At 68.9% G+C, this 17,339-nt stretch carries 17 protein-coding genes; 6 read left to right on the top strand and 11 right to left on the bottom strand.

The window, feature by feature from the left end:
- The 6 genes from APY03_RS43750 to APY03_RS14330 all read right to left on the bottom strand — a co-directional run.
- Positions 1-1,093: glycoside hydrolase family 15 protein (locus APY03_RS43750; protein WP_232324260.1), on the bottom strand; the 1,093-nt coding region annotated here is incomplete at its 3' end.
- Complete coding sequence (gene otsB, locus APY03_RS14350) at positions 1,090-1,851, bottom strand: trehalose-phosphatase (RefSeq protein WP_083944352.1); 762 nt, start codon at positions 1,849-1,851, stop codon at positions 1,090-1,092. The genes APY03_RS43750 and otsB, both read right to left, overlap by 4 nt.
- Before the next feature lie 146 nt (positions 1,852-1,997).
- Complete coding sequence (locus tag APY03_RS14345; protein ID WP_068677858.1) at positions 1,998-3,254, bottom strand: multifunctional CCA addition/repair protein; 1,257 nt, start codon at positions 3,252-3,254, stop codon at positions 1,998-2,000.
- Between the two features lie 61 nt (positions 3,255-3,315).
- Positions 3,316-3,999, bottom strand: a complete 684-nt coding sequence (locus APY03_RS14340) for a glutathione S-transferase family protein (RefSeq protein WP_068677857.1) — start codon at positions 3,997-3,999, stop codon at positions 3,316-3,318.
- 89 nt (positions 4,000-4,088) lie between these two features.
- Entirely contained in the window at positions 4,089-4,658 is a 570-nt protein-coding gene (locus APY03_RS14335; RefSeq protein ID WP_068677856.1) for an MgtC/SapB family protein, read from the bottom strand.
- 22 nt (positions 4,659-4,680) lie between these two features.
- The gene (locus APY03_RS14330) at positions 4,681-6,702 is read right to left on the bottom strand and encodes a lytic transglycosylase domain-containing protein (RefSeq protein WP_068677855.1); all 2,022 of its coding nucleotides are present in this window, start codon (positions 6,700-6,702) and stop codon (positions 4,681-4,683) included.
- Between the two features lie 9 nt (positions 6,703-6,711).
- On the opposite strand from APY03_RS14330, the gene APY03_RS14325 reads away from it, so the two are divergent.
- The gene (locus APY03_RS14325) at positions 6,712-7,329 is read left to right on the top strand and encodes a 5-formyltetrahydrofolate cyclo-ligase (protein WP_068677854.1); all 618 of its coding nucleotides are present in this window, start codon (positions 6,712-6,714) and stop codon (positions 7,327-7,329) included.
- 55 nt (positions 7,330-7,384) lie between these two features.
- Here the strand turns inward: APY03_RS14325 and APY03_RS14320 are convergent, their stop codons facing one another.
- Positions 7,385-8,368, bottom strand: coding sequence for a LysR substrate-binding domain-containing protein (locus APY03_RS14320; RefSeq protein WP_068677853.1), 984 nt, complete (start codon positions 8,366-8,368; stop codon positions 7,385-7,387).
- A gap of 151 nt (positions 8,369-8,519) precedes the next feature.
- Here APY03_RS14320 and APY03_RS14315 point away from each other — a divergent pair, with 151 nt between their 5' ends.
- Positions 8,520-8,855, top strand: a complete 336-nt coding sequence (locus APY03_RS14315) for a DUF2917 domain-containing protein (RefSeq protein WP_068677852.1) — start codon at positions 8,520-8,522, stop codon at positions 8,853-8,855.
- A 7-nt stretch (positions 8,856-8,862) separates the two neighbouring features.
- Here APY03_RS14315 and APY03_RS14310 read toward each other — a convergent pair whose 3' ends face one another.
- Positions 8,863-9,252: a BLUF domain-containing protein gene (locus tag APY03_RS14310; RefSeq protein WP_068677851.1), complete on the bottom strand. Its 390-nt coding sequence runs from the start codon at positions 9,250-9,252 to the stop codon at positions 8,863-8,865.
- 91 nt (positions 9,253-9,343) lie between these two features.
- On the opposite strand from APY03_RS14310, the gene APY03_RS14305 reads away from it, so the two are divergent.
- The gene (locus APY03_RS14305; protein ID WP_443082816.1) at positions 9,344-10,111 is read left to right on the top strand and encodes a Crp/Fnr family transcriptional regulator; all 768 of its coding nucleotides are present in this window, start codon (positions 9,344-9,346) and stop codon (positions 10,109-10,111) included.
- Between the two features lie 132 nt (positions 10,112-10,243).
- A complete protein-coding gene (locus APY03_RS14300; protein ID WP_146039259.1) occupies positions 10,244-11,551 on the top strand; it encodes a hypothetical protein in 1,308 nt (435 codons plus the stop codon).
- Here APY03_RS14300 and APY03_RS14295 read toward each other — a convergent pair.
- Positions 11,536-12,468: a hypothetical protein gene (locus APY03_RS14295; protein WP_068677849.1), complete on the bottom strand. Its 933-nt coding sequence runs from the start codon at positions 12,466-12,468 to the stop codon at positions 11,536-11,538. The two genes, APY03_RS14300 and APY03_RS14295, sit on opposite strands and share 16 nt — an antisense overlap.
- Positions 12,469-12,520: 52 nt before the next feature.
- Positions 12,521-13,405, bottom strand: coding sequence for a DUF6279 family lipoprotein (locus APY03_RS14290; protein WP_232081227.1), 885 nt, complete (start codon positions 13,403-13,405; stop codon positions 12,521-12,523).
- Between APY03_RS14290 and glmU the strand changes: the two genes are divergently transcribed.
- A complete protein-coding gene (glmU, locus tag APY03_RS14285; protein WP_068677847.1) occupies positions 13,404-14,837 on the top strand; it encodes a bifunctional UDP-N-acetylglucosamine diphosphorylase/glucosamine-1-phosphate N-acetyltransferase GlmU in 1,434 nt (477 codons plus the stop codon). The two genes, APY03_RS14290 and glmU, sit on opposite strands and share 2 nt — an antisense overlap.
- Here the strand turns inward: glmU and APY03_RS14280 are convergent.
- Entirely contained in the window at positions 14,791-15,303 is a 513-nt protein-coding gene (locus APY03_RS14280) for an Lrp/AsnC family transcriptional regulator (protein WP_068677893.1), read from the bottom strand. The two genes, glmU and APY03_RS14280, sit on opposite strands and share 47 nt — an antisense overlap.
- 135 nt (positions 15,304-15,438) lie before the next feature.
- On the opposite strand from APY03_RS14280, the gene glmS reads away from it, so the two are divergent.
- Positions 15,439-17,319, top strand: a complete 1,881-nt coding sequence (glmS, locus tag APY03_RS14275) for a glutamine--fructose-6-phosphate transaminase (isomerizing) (RefSeq protein WP_068677846.1) — start codon at positions 15,439-15,441, stop codon at positions 17,317-17,319.
- Positions 17,320-17,339 lie beyond the last annotated feature (20 nt).

Genomic DNA, 17,339 nt, shown 5'->3' with positions numbered 1-17,339 from the left:
CCAGGCCGATGCCGTAGAGCGGCTGGATGTGCTCGCCGTGCGAGCCGATCACCACGTTGGCCAGCCAGCGCAGGTAGTCCTCCATGGTGCCGACCTCGGACAGACTGTTGAGCGCCCGCACCACGAAGAAGGCATCGCGCAGCCAGCAGTAGCGGTAGTCCCAGTTGCGCTGGCTGCCCGGCGCCTCGGGGATGCTGGTGGTCATGGCGGCCACGATGGCGCCCGTGTCCTCGTAGAGGGACAGCTTGAGCGTGATGGCGGCACGGATCACCGCGTCCTGCCATTCGAAGGGAATCGCCAGCCGCTTGCTCCAGGTGCGCCAGTAGGCGATGGTCTCCTGCTCGAAATGCCGCGCCGTGTCGGCGATGCCGTCCATCAGCGTCTCGTCGGCGCCGAGCACGAAGTTGTGCTCGCGCGACAGCACGAAGGGCTGCTTCGAAAGCACGTGCGAGACCGGCGCGTCCATGTTGAGGCGCAGCGCGAAGTCCGGGCCCACGTAGCGGATGTGGTTGCTCCCGCGCGTGATCTGCGGCGGCGTGCTTCCCCACTGGAAGCGCGGCGCCAGCGAGACGCGCACGCGCGGCGTGCCCTGGATGGGCTTGACCCGGCGCACGATGGTGAGCGGCCGGAAATAGCGCGAACGGCTGTAGAAGCGCGGTGCGAAATCGGTAATCTCGACGCCTTGCCCGGCGCTGTCGAAGAGCTGGGTGCGCAGCACAGCCGTGTTCGGCTCGTACCACTGCTTGCTGGAGGCGAAGTCCTCGATCTCGATGGCCCACGCGCTCGCGTCTTCGCCCGTGTGCAGCAGCGCATTGAAGACCGGCTCGCCATCGAAGCGCGGCAGGCAGCACCAGACCACGCGGCCGCGCGCGTCGATCAGCGCACTGAAGGAGCAGTTGCCGATCACGCCGACATTGAGCGAAGGATCGGCCGGCGGGCCGAAGCCGCCGCGCGCCGCGGGCCGGGTCACGGCTTCCGGGTGGGCGGCGGGCTGGTCGCTGGCACTGGCGGCGCCTGCGATCGAGTCGCCGGCTCGGCTTCGCTGCTGCTGCTTTTCCTCCGTGGTCTCGACCTCTTGCAGGTTTTTTGTCATGCGGGCTTTCCTTGGGTGCCGGATGGCGTGTCGGCCAGCAGTTTGCGTGCCTCGACCAGCCATTCGAACACGGCGAGCGGGGAATCGAGCCGGTGCAGCGCCAGGCTGGGCCCCGACCCGATCTTGATCGCCACGCCGCCGCGCGGCTGCACGACGGCAAACCCGCTTTCGTCGGTGGTGTCGTCGCCGGCGAACACCGGCGTGCGGCCGGCAAACGGCGCCTCCCGCATGAAGGCGTCGATCGCGGTTCCCTTGTTGGTGCCGGCAGGCTTGACCTCGAACACGAACTTGCCGTGCATCAGTTCCAGCTGCGGCTGGTCGGTGATGGTGCGCAGCAGCGCGTCCCGGCACACCGCCTCGAGCTGGGGCGCGAGCCGGTAGTGCAGCGCGATCGCGGCGTGCTTGCGCTCCACCAGCAGGCCCTCGTAGACGCGGGCCAGCTCGTTGGCCGTGTCCAGCACCTCGGTCAGATCGGGCGGGCGCTGCTCCTGCATCTCCCCTTCGGCATCGCGGCGCTGCACGCCGTGCTCGCCGGCGGCCGGCAGGCGCAGCGGCGCGAGGAAGCGGTCGAGCACGTCGATCTGCCGGCCGGACACCACCGCGAGCGCGCCGCCGAGCAGGTCGTGCAGGTCGCTGAGCAGCGGAACCAATGCGCTGGGCACCTCGATCGCCTCGGGCGTCTCGGCGATCGCCACGAGCGTGCCGTCGAAGTCGAGGAAGAGCGCAGCGTCGGGAGTGAGGCGGGGGGGCGTCTGCATGGGGGAAAACCATAGCAGACTCGGCGGGCGAGGGGGGTCGGCAAAAATCCAATTCAATTGAAACAAGGCGAACGCGCGGGGCTGCGTCCGATGCGTCGATGTGCCGATGTGCCGATGTGCGCGTGTTCGGAACTTGTGTCCCGCCTCTACTCGTGCGTCGCCAATGCCTCTGCCACGGCAGCCACGCGCGCGCGGGCAATGCTTTCTGCGATCTTCGTTCCTGCCGCCCCCTCTGCCTGCGCCCGCGCCGCGATCGGGGCGGTTTGCACAGACCGCGCCGCCGCCAGCGCCGCAAGCAGACGCTCCCGCTGCGGGTACGGCCTGTCTTCCATGCCCAGCCGCCCGCGCGCATCGCATTCGCAGGCCAGCAGCGCCTGCTCGAAGCGCGCCGGCTTGCGAAAGGCATCGCAGCGCTCGAGCAGCCGCACCAGCGCCTGCGCGCCGAACTCACCGCTGCGGTGAATGTTGCCGTGCTCGCGCGCCACCACCTCGGCAAGTTCGCGCAGCTCCACTGGCACGCGCCAGCGCTCGCAGACATCGCGCAACAGGCCCACGCTGCGCTGTTCGTGGCCGATGTGGCGCGGCAGCGCGTCTGCCGGCGTGGTGCCCTTGCCGAGATCGTGCACCAGGCAGGCGAAGCGCACCGGAAGCGGCGCATCCAGGCGCGCCGCGATGTCCAGCACCAGCATCAGGTGCCGGCCGGTGTCGACCTCGGGATGGTGGGCCTCGGGCTGGGGCACGCCCCAGAGCCGGTCCACCTCGGGCAGCAGCACGGCGAGCGCGCCGCATTCGCGCAGCAGCTCGAACATGCGCGAGGGCCGGGCTTCCATCAGGCCGCGCGCGAGTTCCTGCCAGACGCGCTCGGGTACCAGCGCGTCGGCCTCGCCGGCGGCGACCATCTCGCGCATCAGCGCCATGGTTTCGGGCGCGACGCGGAAGTCGGCGAAGCGGGCGGCGAAGCGCGCGACGCGCAGGATGCGCACCGGGTCCTCGCGGAAGGCATCCGTCACGTGGCGCAGCACCTTGTCCTGCAGGTCGCGCCGGCCGTGGAAGGGATCGACCAGGTGCGCGAGGTCCAGCGTGGCCCCGGCCTCGGCGGACGGCAGCGCGATGGCGTTGACCGTGAGGTCGCGCCGCGCGAGGTCCTGCTCCAGCGTGACCTCCGGCGATGCATGGACGACGAAGCCGCGGTAGCCGGGCGCGCTCTTGCGCTCGGTGCGGGCGAGCGCGTATTCCTCGCGTGTCTCGGGGTGCAGGAAAACGGGGAAGTCGCGGCCCACGGGCAGGTAGCCCTGCGCGGCCATCTCCTCGGGCGTGGCACCGACCACGACCCAGTCGCGATCGCTGCCGGGCCGGCCCAGCAGGGCATCGCGGATGGCGCCGCCGACGAGGTAGGTTTGCATGCGCCTCAGTTTAGGCGCTGGTTGCGCGCGGGCTGTCGAGCGGATCGACTGTCCGTATCCCTCAGCTCTCGATGCGATACGGCTCGTCGACGACCACGAAGCGCTTCTCGACCAGCGCCTCGTCGATCCACGCCTTGACCCCCGGCAACTGCTGCACGCGCTCGATGTAGGCCGTGACACCGGCGGGCACCGGCAGGCCGAAGGTCTTGATGCGCACCCCGACCGGTGCGAAGTACGCATCCGCGATGCCGAACTCGCCGAACAGCATCGGGCCGCCATGGGCCTCCAGCAAGCCGCTCCACATCTGCACGATGCGCGCGAGGTCTGCGCGCACCTGCGGCTGGTCGCGAAGGATGATCTTGCCCTGCACGCGCAGGTCGGCCTCGATGTTCATGCCGCAGTGGTTGCGCAGCGCGGCGAAGCCCGCATGCATCTCGGCGCAGATGCTGCGCGCATGCGCGCGGCGGACCTTGTCGCGTGGCCAGAGAACCTTGTCAGGGCAGGTCTCGGCGAGGTATTCGCAGATCGCCAGCGTGTCATGGACGACGATCTCGCCGTCGACCAGCACCGGCACGCGGCCGGCCGGGTTGATGGCCTCGATGGTCTTCTTGAAGTGCGAGCCGGCCTCGAGGGTATCGAAGGGCACCATCACTTCCTCGAAGGCGATGCCGGCTTGCTTCATCAGCACCCACGGGCGCATCGACCAGGACGAGTAGTTCTTGTTGGCGATATAGAGCTTGAGCATCGAGATCTCCGGGGGGCTTGAAAGAAAAGCTTCCGATGCTAGCGCCCGGCCGCCGTGCGATTGATGCCGAAGGCGCGCGGGATTGATGCTCAGCGCCCGGGCGCGCCGTCGCCATCGTCATCGCTGCCCGGCGGGACGATCAGGCGCTTGCCTTCGTCGCCCGACGGCGGACCGACGACGCGTTCGACGGCCTTCACGACATGCGGCACCAGCGAGAGCACGGCCAGCGCCAGCAGGGCACTGAGCACTGCCGTCACCTCGCGGCCGAGACCGCAGGCCATCCCGATGGCGGCCGTCATCCAGAGGCCGGCCGCGGTGGTGAGGCCCTGCACATGCCGCTCGTCGCGGCCCTGCTTGAGGATGGTGCCGGCACACAGGAAGCCGACGCCCGCCACCAGGCCCTGGATCACGCGGCTCATGTCGGCCGGCTCGATGCCAGCCTGCTGCGGGACGAGCACGAAAAGCGCCGAGCCGATGGCCACCAGCATGTGGGTGCGCACGCCGGCCGCCTTGCCCTGCTGCTCGCGCTCGAAGCCGAGCGCGAAGCCCAGCACCGAGGCCAGCACCAGGCGCACCATGATGCGGGTGAGCTGGGCGACGTCGCCCACGTCCGAGAACTCGGCCGCGACCGTGGCTGCGACCTCGTCCCACCAGGTCATTCGACGACCTTCCCGGGGCTCGTCAAGGCAGGTCCTTGTTGGGCTCGGGTTCGGCGGCGTCGCGCGGGCCCACGGTGCCGAGGCGCTCCTTGAGCGACTGCGGCCGGCCGGTGATCAGGGCGGCGTAGTTGGTGGCATTGGCCAGCACCTTCTTGACGTAGTCGCGGGTTTCGTTGAACGGCACGTTCTCGGCCCAGATCGCGGCCTCCACCACCGGGCCATTGCGCCAGTTGCGCGGCCGGCCCGGGCCGGCGTTGTAGGCGGCGGCGGCCAGCGCCATGGAGCCGTCGAAGTCGTCGAGCGCGAGCTTGAGGTAGTTGGTGCCGATGGTGATGTTGGTGTCGCGGTCGTTGATCTGGCCGGGCGTGAAGCCGGAGAGCCCGATCTTTCGGGCGGTCCAGCGCGCGGTGGCGGGCATCACCTGCATCAGGCCCGAGGCGCCGACGCCGGAACGCGCGTCCATGATGAAGCGGCTCTCCTGGCGGATCAGGCCGTAGACGTAGGCGGGGTCGAGGCCGATTTCCGCACTCTTGGCGACGACCGTCTCGCGGAACGGCATGGGATAGCGCTGCTCGGCGTCGATCATGCCCTTGGTGCGCTCGCTGGTGTTGATGCAGCGGTCCCAGACCTCGCGCTGGCAGGCGAGGTCGGCGGCGGCGAGGAGTTCGCGGTCCCCCATGCCGCCCTTGTCGTGCAGATTGGTGGCGTAGTTCCACTCGCGCACGCCCTCGGGACGAAGGCCGGTCTCGATCGCGTACAGCGCGCGCGCCAGCGCCGGGTTGCTGCGCGCTGCTGCCTTCTCCTCGGGCGTGAGCGGCGCCGGGCGGGTCGGCACGCTGGCGCGCTGGCCCAGCTCCTCCAGGGCCAGCAGCTCGTAGAAGCCGCGAGTGCCGGCAATGCCCTCGTACAGCGCGCGCGCCTCGGCCCGGCGATCGTCGCCGCCCTGCGCGTGGAGGGCGCGCGCCTTCCAGTAGATCCAGGTCGGGTCTTCCTGGGTCGAGTCGCTCATGGCGGTGATGGCGGCCCGCACTTCCTTCCAGTTGCCGCTGCGCAGGGCCGCGCGGGCCTTCCAGGCCAGCATGTCGTCGGACAGGTCGGCGTTCTTCGTGACGTTGGCGAAGGCACCGGTGGCGGCCGGCGAGAGCTTGACCGCGTACTGGCGGCCGATCGCGCCCCACACCCAGTTGCGCTCCTCGGGGGAAAGCATCACGCTCCACTTGCCGTCGAGCTGGGAGGCCGCCATGTCAGGGTCGGCAATGGTCATCTTGATCAGTGCCAGCGTCACCAGCTCGCGCCGCGCCTTGCCCGGGGCCACCCCGCGGCCGGCCAGGAACTTCGCCATGCTGGCGTTGAGCTCGTCGAAATGCGGGACGGCATCGGGCGCAGCCAGCAGCACCGCGGCGCGCGCGGCCTGCGGGCGGTTCGCCTCGATCGCGAGCCGCGCCTTCTTCCAGGCGTCGTTGGGCGACATCATGCGCGACGAGATCATGCGGTCGGCCGCGGTCAGGCAGCCATCGTCGAGCTCGCGCTGACCCAGCCAGTTGCGGCGCACCTCCGCGGCCTGGGCAGCGGTGGGGCTGCCCGAGCGCAGCGCCTCGACGAGCACGGCGTAGCAGCGCACCTGCGGATCGTCGTTCATGCGAAAGGCGGGGTGCAGCGCGGCGAAGGCGTCCCAGTCGCGGCGCTGGCCGAGCAGGATGAGCCAGTCGTTGCGCAGGCGGTCCTCCTGATAGGTGCCGGCGTAGCGCGAGAGGAAATCCTGCACCTCCGAGGCGCTGGCTTCCCCGAGGCGTGCCTTGAGCTCCCAGTAGGCCGCCCAGGGCTCGAGCACGTGGCCGCGGGCTTGCGGCAACAGGGCAGACAGGCGCGCCTTGTCGCCGCGCTGGGCGGCCTGCTTCATCTGCACGATCACGTCGTCGCTTCCGTTCTGCGCGCGCGCCGGCTGCAGCCATGCCGTGGTGGCGATTGCGAGCGAAAGAAGGAGGGTGGGGATGGGAGCGCGAAGACGACTGCGCGCAGGTGACAAAATGCTTGCGAACTGCATCGGGGGATTATGGACAAGTCAAAGGGTGCCGACACCTCGGCAACTGCCAACTTTCTCAAGCAACAGCTGCGTTCCGCACTGGTTGCGCAACGGCTTGCCATGCCCGACCGCCTGGCGCGCGCGGACCTGCTGCAGCGCGTGATGCGGATCTGGCTGGTGGGCCGTCCCGAGACGGTGATCGGCGCCTACTGGCCGATCAAGGGCGAATTCGATCCACTGCCCGCCCTGCACCGTTGGAAGGAAGACGGTGAGTTGCAGGGGGAGCCGCAGCGCCGCCGCATCGGCTTGCCCGTGGTCGACAAGGTCCACAAGACCCTGACCTTCCACGCCTGGCACCCGGGCTGTCCGATGGAGGAGGACGCCTACGGCATCCCGAAGCCCAAGGACACCGAGCTGATCGTGCCCACGCTGCTCTTCGTGCCCTGCGTCGGCTACAGCGCCGGCGGGTACCGGCTCGGCTACGGCGGCGGCTTCTACGACCGCACTCTGGCGGCGCTGGAGCCGCGGCCCTTCACGGTGGGGCTGGGCTTCACCAACGGCTTTCTCGAGGACTTCGAGCCGGAGCCGCATGACCTCCCGTTGGATGCCATCCTGAACGACAACGGGGTGGTCTGGCCGGTGGGGTGAACCGGAGGTCGACGGAAGGCGGGCCTGGCCGAAGGTCCGCCGTTACCGGCTGCCTTCAATCCATCTGATCCACCGTATCGGGGTCCGGCACCTCCCCGATGGTCCCCCGCGTGGTGGCCGCCTGCGCCTCCAGCCAATCGCGAAACGCCTGGATCTCGGGCCGCTGCGCGCTGCGCGGGCCGACGATCAGCCAGTAGGCCATGGGCGAATCCATGCGGTGCTGCGGCAGCACCTCCACCAGGTCGCCGTTGGCCAGGCTCTCGGCGATCAGCGAGCTGCGCGCCAGCACCACGCCCTGGCCGGTGAGTGCGGCCTGCACCATCTGGTACGCGTAGTTGAAGTAGAGCCAGCGCCTGGGCTGCGCGCGCTGCAGGTCGTTCACCTCGAACCAGCGCCGCCAGGTCAGCCATTCGAGGTGCGTGCGGTGCGCGTCGCCGGCCTCGATCAGGGCAAAGCGCGCGATGTCGGCGGGTGCCTTGATCGGCGGGTTGCTCTTGATCAGCCAGGGGCTGGCCACCGGCGTGAGGTTCTCTCCGAACAGGCGTATCGCGCCGGCCGGCATGTTCTCGCCGGGGCCGTAGCGCAGGGCGATGTCGATGTCCGCGAGGTCCAGGTCCAGCGCGGAATCGCTGGCGTCGATGCGGATGTCGATCTCGGGGTTGTCGCGCTGGAAGGCTTCCAGACGCGGGATCAGCCACATGGAGGCAAAGGAGGCGAAGGTGGTGAGCGAGACGCTCTTGCGCCCCGCGCTCTGCCGGATCTGGCGCACCGCGCCGTCGATGCGCGGCAGTGCCTGCTGCACCGCCAGCAGCAGCTGGGCGCCGGCGCTGGTGAGCTCGACGGCGCGCGTATGGCGAAGGAACAGGCCTACGCCCACCTCTTCTTCCAGCGACTGGATCTGCCGGCTGACGGCGGACTGGGTCAGCGCCATCTCCTCGGCAGCGGCGCGGAAGTTCAGGTGCCGGGCCACGGCCTCGAAGGCCCGCAGGTGGCCGGCGGAGATCGGGCGGGAGCGCAGGTGGGTCTGGGAATGCTGCATGGAAGAGAAGTCCGGAAACCGCGGATTGATGCGAAAGCGGAATCATTAGGGTAGCGCGTTTTCATTGGACCGCGAACGGACGGGCGCCGATCATTCATTCCCGAAGCGCGCCATTGCGCTGTCGGAGAAATCCCTCTTCCAGGAGCCTCTTATGTCCGCCGTCTGCACCACCTCCACGTTCCCGTCATCCCCCGCCCTGAACACCCGTCCGGCCGCCGTTGCGCCGGCCGTTCGCCGCGGTGCGTGGCAGCTGGGCGCGGGCGAGGCGACCAGCCTCAGGGCGTCCGCGGCAAGCATCCTGCGCATCCGCCAGGGGCGCGTGTGGGTGACGCGCGACGCCACCAGGCAATGGGGCAGCGAGGACCTGGTGCTGGCACCGGGCGAGACGCTGCGTGTCGAGGCCGGCGAGCGCATCGTGATGGAGCCGTGGGACGGCCACGGCGCTACCTACAGCTGGGACCTGGCTTCCTCGTCCGACCTGGCGTGAACAGGTCCTAGATGTCCAGGCGGGGGCGCAGCGCCATGAAGCGCGCGAGTGCCTCCACCCCGTCGAACTGCTCGACGACTGCGATGTCCTCGCTGTCCTCGACCTGGGCGAGGCCCAGGTTGAATGCGCGGTAGCGGCGCTGCAGGAGCTCGCCTTCATACACCACCCGCATCTGCACGTGCCTCGAGTCGGCCTCGAGCCGCTCCATCAGGTGCAGCACGTTGCGGCGCGGGCCTTCGAAGTGGTGGCAGAAGCGCATGCCGTCGAAGACCAGCAGGCCCGTGATCCCCTCCATCGCGTTGCGGGCGCGTGCCTGGGCCACGATCTGGCCCACCACGTCGGTAGGCTGGTCTGGCGCCAGCTGGCTGCAGTAGAGGATCTCGTGGAGTTCGGTCATTCTTTCCGGGGTCGAGGACGCTCGGAGTGTAGGAGTGCCCCGAAGCGAGCGAAATGTGAAAAGACATAGATTGCCCGCCTATAGTCGGAAGGTGACTCTCGACTATCCAGCGCTCAGTCATCCGCCCACCGGCACGCATCCTTGCGACCGCTGCCTGCTGCGCTCCAACCCCGCCTTCCTGCCCGTCACGATCGAGGAACTGCGCGTCATCGAATCCTTCCGCACCGGCGCGCGCACCTTCGAGGCCGGCCGGCTCCTGATCGAGGAGGACCGGCCCAGCCCCCTGCTCTACACGATCTACTCCGGCTGGGCCTTCCGCTTCAAGACGCTGAGCGACGGCCGGCGGCAGATCCTGGGCTTCCTGCTGCCGGGCGACTTCGTCGGGCTGCAGGACGAGTTCGCCGAAAGCCACACGCACGGCGTCGAGGCGGTGACCAACGTCACGGTCTGCTGCTTCGCCCGCGACCGCCTGTGGGAGCTGTTCCATGCCCAGCCCAGGCTGGGCTACCAAATCACGTGGCTTGCGGCGCGCGAGGAGAAGATGGTGGACGACAACCTCGTGACCGCCGGCCGCCGCAATGCGGCCGAGCGGGTCGCCATGCTGCTGATGCATCTCTACCGGCGCGCCGAGCGGCTCGGCATGGCGCGCGATGGCTGGGTGCAGTTCCCTTTCAACCAGCAGCACATCGCCGATGCGCTGGGCCTGTCGCTGGTACACACCAACAAGACCTTGAGGCGGCTGCAGCAGTTGCGGCTGTACAAGCTCGATGCAGGCTGGCTGCGTATCCTGGAGCCGCATGCGCTGGAAACCCTGGGCGACTATTTCGACCGGCCGCTGCAGCCCACGCCGCTGATCTGAGCGAGCGTTGCCGGAGCAGCCACGCGGTCCGGTCGCTGCCATCGCGTATCGTAGAGGCCCTGTCCGCCCGCGCGGATGAAGTCTCGACCCGGCAGCCGCCGGCCAACTCCATTGACCGTCGCCCGCTCATCCGTGAAGCTCCTGCCCCGTCTGCGCCAGATCGCCATGGTCGGCAGCGTCGAAACCTTCGGCGTGGCCATCGGCGGCATCGCCGGCCTGCTCATCGTCAACGTGCTGCCCAAGGACCAGTATGCGGCGTACACCTTCCTGGTGGCCTGCATGACCCTGATCCTGGGGGTGACCGACCTGGGGCTTGCACACTGCTGCATGCCCATCGTCGGCCAGCGCGCGAACGAGCGGCCCTGGGTCGTGGGCGTGTGCCACCAGGTCTTCCGCAAGCGCTGGGTGCTGCTGGCGCTGGGACTGGCGCTTGTCGGGCCCTATTGGTACTACAGCTCGCAGCAGCACGGCTGGTCCGGCGCCGCCTACCTGGCGGGCTCGCTGCTGATGGTGTCGGTGGTCCTGCTCACGCTTCGGGAGCACTACGCCAACACGGTGCTGCTCATCCTCAGCCAGATCAGCACCCTGAACCGCATCGCGCTCGCCTCGCACAGCGTGCGCATCGCATTCGTGGGCGCGGTGCTGCTCTTGCCGATCACCTCCTGGTCGATGGTCGGCATCGTGGCTGCAACGGCCGCCGCCAGCTTCGTCAGCGTGCTGCTCTACCGGGGCGCCTTCCGCAAGCAGCAGGTGCCCGACGCGGACCTGCACGCCGCCGACTCGAAAAAGGTGGATGCCGAAATCCTGCGCATTGCGAAGCCGCTGGTACTGCCGGGCGTGTTCTACCAGGTGCAGGGTGTGATCACTGTGTTCCTGGTGTCGTTGTTCGGCACTTCCAGCATGCTGGCCGAGGTCGGTGCCTTTGGCCGGCTCGCCATGGTGCTGATGGTGGTGGATCGCGTGACAAACGTGCTGCTGTTCCCCGCGATTGCGCGTGCGCCGATGGGCCCGCGCCTGGGCACCATCGTGGCGCAGGCCCATGTGGCCTACTTCGCCATGGGCACAGCCGTGCTGCTGACGTCCGTCGTCTTTCCGCAGTATTGGATCCTGCTGCTGGGCAAGCAGTACGCGAGCATGGCGCCGCTGGTATGGATGGTGTTCCTGGCATCCATCGTGATGAATGCGTCCGGCTTTGCCTTTCGCACGCTCTCGGTTCGCGGCGCGACGTCGGGCCAGACCTACAGCATCGCAGTGACGCTGGTCACCCAGGTGCTCTACCTGTGGCTGGTGGGCGTGAGCGATCTGCGCTCGGTGCTGTGGTTCGGCATTGCCACCAGCCTGGCCAACTTTTTCTACCAGTACGTGTTGCTGGCGGTGCGGTGGGTCGAGTGGCGCAAGGACAAACCCCCGCCCTCCGATGACGCTCAGGCGCGCTTGTAGACCCGCCCGATCGCCGCCGCGATCTTCAACGCCAGCTGGCTCTTGCGCAGCTCGCCATCGGAATACACGCGAATCGGCGCATTGGCGTAGCGCCAATACCATTTGCTCGCGAGCGACGGCGGCCGCCCACGCAGGGCCTGGCCGATGAACCCGCCGTGCCAGGGCTTGACCGAGCCGATCGCGTGCGAGAGGTAGTAGCCGCCGGGCGCGAAGTCCATCGCCTCCGGGCCCGCCGTGTTCAGGGGGGCTTCGCACACCGTCAGCGCGAAGTTGAGCGCATCCTGGTCCGTCGAATGGAAGAGCGCGGCAGAGCCGCCGGCCTTGAGCTGCTTGGCGCCTTCGTTGTAGTCCACCACCAGGTCGCACAGCCGGCGCCACAGGTCCAGGAAATCGAAGTGCGCGCGCGAGACCGCGATGAAGCCCGCGTTGTAGTAGCGGTCCAGCCCGCGCCGTGGCGCAGCGCCGTGCGGCGCGAAGAAGCGCGCCCACAGCAGGCGCTTGGGATGCCGCGCCGGAAAGCACCAGTTGACGTCTTCGGCCAGCGAGATGCCGTCTTCGGTGAACCAGCCCGCCAGCGACGGCCAGTCGCACTTCACCACGATGTCCGGGTCGATATAGGCGCAGACGTCGGCCTGGGGGGTGTGCTTTTCCAGCATCTCGCGGATGAAGGTGGGCTTGTAGTAGGTGAAGTGCAGCGGCGTGTCGAGCTCCAGCATGCACAGCGTCAGCCCGGGAGCGACCTGCAGCCGGCCGCTGGCGCGGTCGAAGGCCGGCGCGTCGACGATCCAGCCGGGGAGGGCGCCGCGGTAGCCCACCCACAGCTCGCCTTCGTAGCCGGCCGCGATCAGCGAATTCGCCAACGCGGCGACGCCGAAGTGGTAGTTTTTCTCGAAGAGCGTGCAGAGCGTGATGTTCATGGAGAGTGTAGGAAAGTCGCGCTGAGTGTAAACAAATGTTCTACCGCGCCGTTCAGTGCTCGGCGAACAATTCGCCGAGGTCCCGCTCGTAGGCGCGCAGGCGTCGGACGGCGTGTTCACGCTGAGCCGCGCCAGCCGTGTTGTGCAGCGCGGCCAGATTGCGGCAGCCCTCCTGCCGAAGCGCCTGCTGGCGATCGCGCCACGGACCCGGGGGCGGCTCGGCGACGCGAAGCACGTAGGCATGGATGGCTGCCCGCGCTTCGGCAGGCGGCGTTCGCTCGGTCTGGAAGCGGCGCAGCAGCGCCAGCACCTCTTGCTGGCGCCGGCGGCGCTCGGCGTCGAAGGCATGCGGATCGAAGGCGGACTGCGCCACCTGCTGCTTCAGCATTTCGCGCTGCGCTGGCTCGAGCCGGCCGTAGAAGTCCTCGTTGCGCTCGAGGAGCCGCTCGTAGCGCCTCTCCTGCCAGCTTGCCGGGCCGCGCTCGAGCCACTCCTTGCGGTACTCGGCGTCGTTCTTCGCGTACTTGCGTTCCAGGTGCTGCAGCTGGGCTTCGCCCAGGCTCAGCGCCAGGGCGGTGCCGGGCCCTTCGGCCTGCACGGCCACTGCGAGCAGCCGCTCGCGGATCTGGTCGGCGAACTCGCAGGCCTGCTTGGGCGTGACATCGTCGGGCGCCAGCGCCTGCGCCCGGCGCAGCAGCTCGACAAGGCGGGGCAGCTCGTGGCGGCGGTGCCAGGCGAGCAGCTCGGCCAGGTCGTCGCGCACCCGGGGCGTCTGCGCGCCGTCGAAGTCCAGGTAGCTGTCGAGCCACCAATAGCTCAGCTCCGGCAGGTTGTTGTAGGCCAGCTTGAGGGTGCTGCAGGCCGCCAGCGTCGCGGCGGCGAGCAGCACACCGATAATTCGCGCCAGCCAGACCCAAAGCATTCGAGAAAGTGGCATGAACAAGACTCCGCAGGACAACCGGCAACCGGTCGATGTCGTCATCATGGCGGCCGGCAAGGGCACGCGCATGAAAAGCAGCCTGCCCAAAGTGTTGCATCGTTTAGGTGGCCGCGCGCTGGTGGCGCACGTCGTGGACACGGCCACCCGCATCGGCGCGCGCAAGGTGGTGGTGGTCACCGGCCATGGCGCCACCGATGTCGAGGCCGCGCTCTGCGAGGGTGCTGCAGGCGCGCTGCCGCAATTCGCGCGCCAGGTGCCGCAACTGGGCACCGGCCACGCGATGCAACAGGCTGCACCGCTTCTGCCCGACGACGGCACGGTGGTGGTGCTTTCGGGCGACGTGCCCTTGATCGGCGACGCCACCCTGCGCGCGCTGATCGCCCAGAGCGCCGGGCGCCGGCTCGCGCTGCTCACGATCCGGGTCGAGGACCCGACGGGCTACGGGCGCATCGTGCGTGCGCCCGCTGCCGAGGGCGAGGGCGAGGTGCAGGCGATCGTGGAGGAGAAGGACGCGAGCGAAGCGCAGCGCGCCATCCGCGAGATCTACAGCGGCGTAATGGCCGTGCCGGCCCAACTGCTCAAGCCCTGGCTGGCGCGGCTGGACAACAAGAACGCCCAGGGCGAGTACTACCTGACCGACGTGGTGGGCTTCGCCACCATCGACGGCGTGCCCGTGCTCGCGCACCGCATCGACGACCCGCTGGAGGTGGCAGGCGTCAACACGCCGGCCCAGCTTGCCGCGCTCGAGCGCGCCTACCAGCGGCGCCAGGCCGATGCGCTGATGGCGCAGGGCGTGCGGCTGGCCGATCCGGCGCGCATCGACGTTCGCGGCACCCTGGCCTGCGAGTCGGACGTCGAGATCGATGTCAACTGCGTCTTCGAGGGTGCGGTGTCGCTCGGCGCCGGCGTGCGCGTGGGGGCCAACTGCGTGATCGCCAATGCGCGCATCGAGACCGGCGCGGTGATCCATCCCTTCACCCATATCGACGGCGAGAAGGCCGGCGTGACGGTTGGCGGAGGCGCGCGGGTCGGCCCCTTCGCGCGGCTGCGGCCCGGCACCCGCCTGGGCGCCGACGTGCACATCGGCAACTTCGTCGAGGTCAAGAACTCCACGCTGGCCGCAGGCGCCAAGGCCAACCACCTGGCCTACCTGGGCGATGCCAGCGTGGGCGCACGCGTGAACTACGGCGCCGGCAGCATCACCGCCAACTATGACGGTGCCAACAAGCATCGCACGGTGATCGGTGACGACGTCCACGTCGGCAGCAACTGCGTGCTGGTGGCGCCGGTCACCATCGGCGCCGGCGGCACGGTGGGGGGCGGCTCGACCGTGACCAAGAGCACCGAGCCCGGCGTGCTGACCATCTCCCGGGGGCGGCAGGTCAGCTTCGCGAACTGGAAGCGGCCACAGAAAGCGCCGAAGGCGTAGGCAGCGGTACGCGCGGATCGAACTTCGCGCACTTGACGCTGAAGAAGGCCTTCACGTTACGCACGCTGGCATCGGTGGTGAACAGCCGCTGCGCGAGCGCCTGGTAGCCCGGCATATCGCGCACGGTGGCGATCAGCACGAAGTCCGGGCCGGGCGAGACGCGGTAGCACTGCTGCACCGCGCGGTCGGCAACCACCCGCACCTCGAAGGCCTCCAGCGCGGCGGCGTCCTGGCGGTCCAGCGAGACCTCGATCACCGCCGTGAGCAGGGCACCCACCCGCGCGGGGTCGAGAACGGCGGCTTCCCGCACGATCCAGCCCGACTCGCGCAGCCGGCGCACGCGCCGCAGGCAGGTTGCGGCGGAGAGGCCGAAGCGCTCGGCAAGCGACAGGTTGCTCTGCGACGAGTCCTGCTGGAGCGCTTCGAGCAGCTGCCAGTCCACCGAGTCCAGGGTGATAGATTTCATCTGCATCAGTTTATTGAAATTTTCTGTCAAACGCCCAAGATGGCGAAATCCTGAGTCTCGCTTTTTGGCTATTTTGATGAGAAATTTCAAGTCGCCCTGACTACCATCCTCGAACTTCAATCGCAGGAGCTCTCCATGTGTGGCATCGTCGGCGCCGTCTCCGGCCGCAACATCGTCCCCATCCTTGTCCAGGGGCTGCAGCGCCTCGAATACCGCGGCTACGACTCCTGCGGCGTGGCCGTGCATTCAGGCGGCCTGGGGCGTGCCCGTACCACCGCCCGCGTGGCCGACCTGCTGGCGCAGGTGCGCGACGATCGCATCGAAGGCAGCACGGGCATCGCCCACACGCGCTGGGCCACGCACGGCGCGCCGGCCGTGCACAACGCGCATCCGCATTTCAGCCACGGCCCGGGGGTGGGCGCGGATGGGGCCCGCCCTGGTCGCGTGGCACTGGTGCACAACGGCATCATCGAGAACCACGAGGCGCTGCGCGCGAAGCTGCAGGCCAAGGGCTATGTGTTCGCGAGCCAGACCGACACCGAGGTCATCGCCCACCTGATCGACAGCCATTACGACGGTGACCTGTTCGAGGCGCTGAAGGCCAGTGTGCTGCAACTGCAGGGTGCCTACGCGATCGCGGCGATCTGCCGCGACGAGCCGCACCGCGTCGTGGGCGCGCGCGCCGGCTCGCCGCTGATCCTCGGCGTGGGGCAGGAGGGCGGCGAGAACTTCCTCGCCAGCGATGCGATGGCGCTGGCCGGCGTGACCGACCAGATCGTCTACCTCGAAGAGGGCGACCTGGTCGACATCCAGCCGGGCCGCTACTGGATCGCCGATCGCGCCCACAAGCCGGTTACGCGCCCGGTGCGCACCGTGCTCGCCCACAGCGGCGCCGCCGAGTTGGGCCCGTACCGCCACTACATGCAGAAGGAGATCTTCGAGCAGCCCCGCGCCATCGCCGACACGCTGGAGGGCATCGAGGGCATCGTGCCCGAGCTGTTCGACGGCGTGGGCCAGGACGGCGCGCCGGGCGCCGCCGCCTGGCGCGTCTTCAAGGAGATCGACAAGGTGCTCATCCTGGCCTGCGGCACCAGCTACTACAGCGGCTGCACCGCCAAGTACTGGCTCGAGAGCATCGCGAAGATCCCGACCCAGGTCGAGATCGCGAGCGAGTACCGCTACCGCGACTCCGTCCCCGATCCCAGGACCCTGGTCGTGACCATCAGCCAGTCGGGCGAAACAGCCGACACGCTGGCCGCGTTGAAGCATGCGCGCTCGCTGGGCATGGCGCACACGCTGACTATCTGCAACGTCGCGACCAGTGCGATGGTGCGCGAATGCAAGCTGGCCTACATCACGCGCGCCGGCGTCGAGATCGGCGTAGCTTCCACCAAGGCCTTCACCACGCAGCTCGCGGGCCTGTTCCTGCTCACGCTGGCCCTGGCGCAGGCCAAGGAGCGCCTGAGCGAAGCGGACGAGGCGCGCTACCTGAAGGAGATGCGGCACCTGCCGGTCGCGCTGCAGTCCGTGCTTGCGCTGGAGCCGCAGATCATCAGCTGGGCCGAGGACTTCGCGCGCAAGGAGAACGCGCTCTTCCTGGGCCGCGGCCTGCACTACCCGATCGCGCTCGAGGGCGCGCTCAAGCTCAAGGAAGTCACCTACATCCACGCGGAGGCCTATGCCGCCGGCGAGCTCAAGCATGGCCCGCTCGCCCTGGTCACGAGCGAGATGCCGGTGGTGGCCGTGGCGCCCAACGATGCGCTACTGGAAAAGCTCAAGAGCAACCTTCAGGAGGTGCGTGCGCGCGGCGGCGTGCTCTACGTGCTGGCCGACGGCGACACGCACATCGAGCGCGGCGAGGACCTGCATGTGATCCGCATGCCCGAGCATTACGGAGCGCTGTCGCCGATGCTGCACGTGGTGCCGCTGCAGTTGCTGGCGTATCACACGGCGTGTGCGAGGGGGACGGACGTGGACAAGCCGCGCAACCTGGCGAAGAGTGTGACGGTGGAGTAGCGGCGCAAAGTCGCAGGCGC

This window comes from Variovorax sp. WDL1 (assembly GCF_001541225.1).
GTDB lineage: Bacteria > Pseudomonadota > Gammaproteobacteria > Burkholderiales > Burkholderiaceae_C > Variovorax.
This window is presented reverse-complemented; position numbering and strand designations above follow the sequence as displayed.

Coding starts and splice junctions, on each gene's coding strand:
- otsB (WP_083944352.1), bottom strand. CDS start 1,851: ATGCAGACGCCCCCCCGCCTCACTCCCGACGCTGCGCTCTTCCTCGAC.
- APY03_RS14345 (WP_068677858.1), bottom strand. CDS start 3,254: ATGCAAACCTACCTCGTCGGCGGCGCCATCCGCGATGCCCTGCTGGGC.
- APY03_RS14340 (WP_068677857.1), bottom strand. CDS start 3,999: ATGCTCAAGCTCTATATCGCCAACAAGAACTACTCGTCCTGGTCGATG.
- APY03_RS14335 (WP_068677856.1), bottom strand. CDS start 4,658: ATGACCTGGTGGGACGAGGTCGCAGCCACGGTCGCGGCCGAGTTCTCG.
- APY03_RS14330 (WP_068677855.1), bottom strand. CDS start 6,702: ATGCAGTTCGCAAGCATTTTGTCACCTGCGCGCAGTCGTCTTCGCGCT.
- APY03_RS14325 (WP_068677854.1), top strand. CDS start 6,712: ATGGACAAGTCAAAGGGTGCCGACACCTCGGCAACTGCCAACTTTCTC.
- APY03_RS14320 (WP_068677853.1), bottom strand. CDS start 8,368: ATGCAGCATTCCCAGACCCACCTGCGCTCCCGCCCGATCTCCGCCGGC.
- APY03_RS14315 (WP_068677852.1), top strand. CDS start 8,520: ATGTCCGCCGTCTGCACCACCTCCACGTTCCCGTCATCCCCCGCCCTG.
- APY03_RS14310 (WP_068677851.1), bottom strand. CDS start 9,252: ATGACCGAACTCCACGAGATCCTCTACTGCAGCCAGCTGGCGCCAGAC.
- APY03_RS14295 (WP_068677849.1), bottom strand. CDS start 12,468: ATGAACATCACGCTCTGCACGCTCTTCGAGAAAAACTACCACTTCGGC.
- glmU (WP_068677847.1), top strand. CDS start 13,404: ATGAACAAGACTCCGCAGGACAACCGGCAACCGGTCGATGTCGTCATC.
- APY03_RS14290 (WP_232081227.1), bottom strand. CDS start 13,405: ATGCCACTTTCTCGAATGCTTTGGGTCTGGCTGGCGCGAATTATCGGT.
- APY03_RS14280 (WP_068677893.1), bottom strand. CDS start 15,303: ATGAAATCTATCACCCTGGACTCGGTGGACTGGCAGCTGCTCGAAGCG.
- glmS (WP_068677846.1), top strand. CDS start 15,439: ATGTGTGGCATCGTCGGCGCCGTCTCCGGCCGCAACATCGTCCCCATC.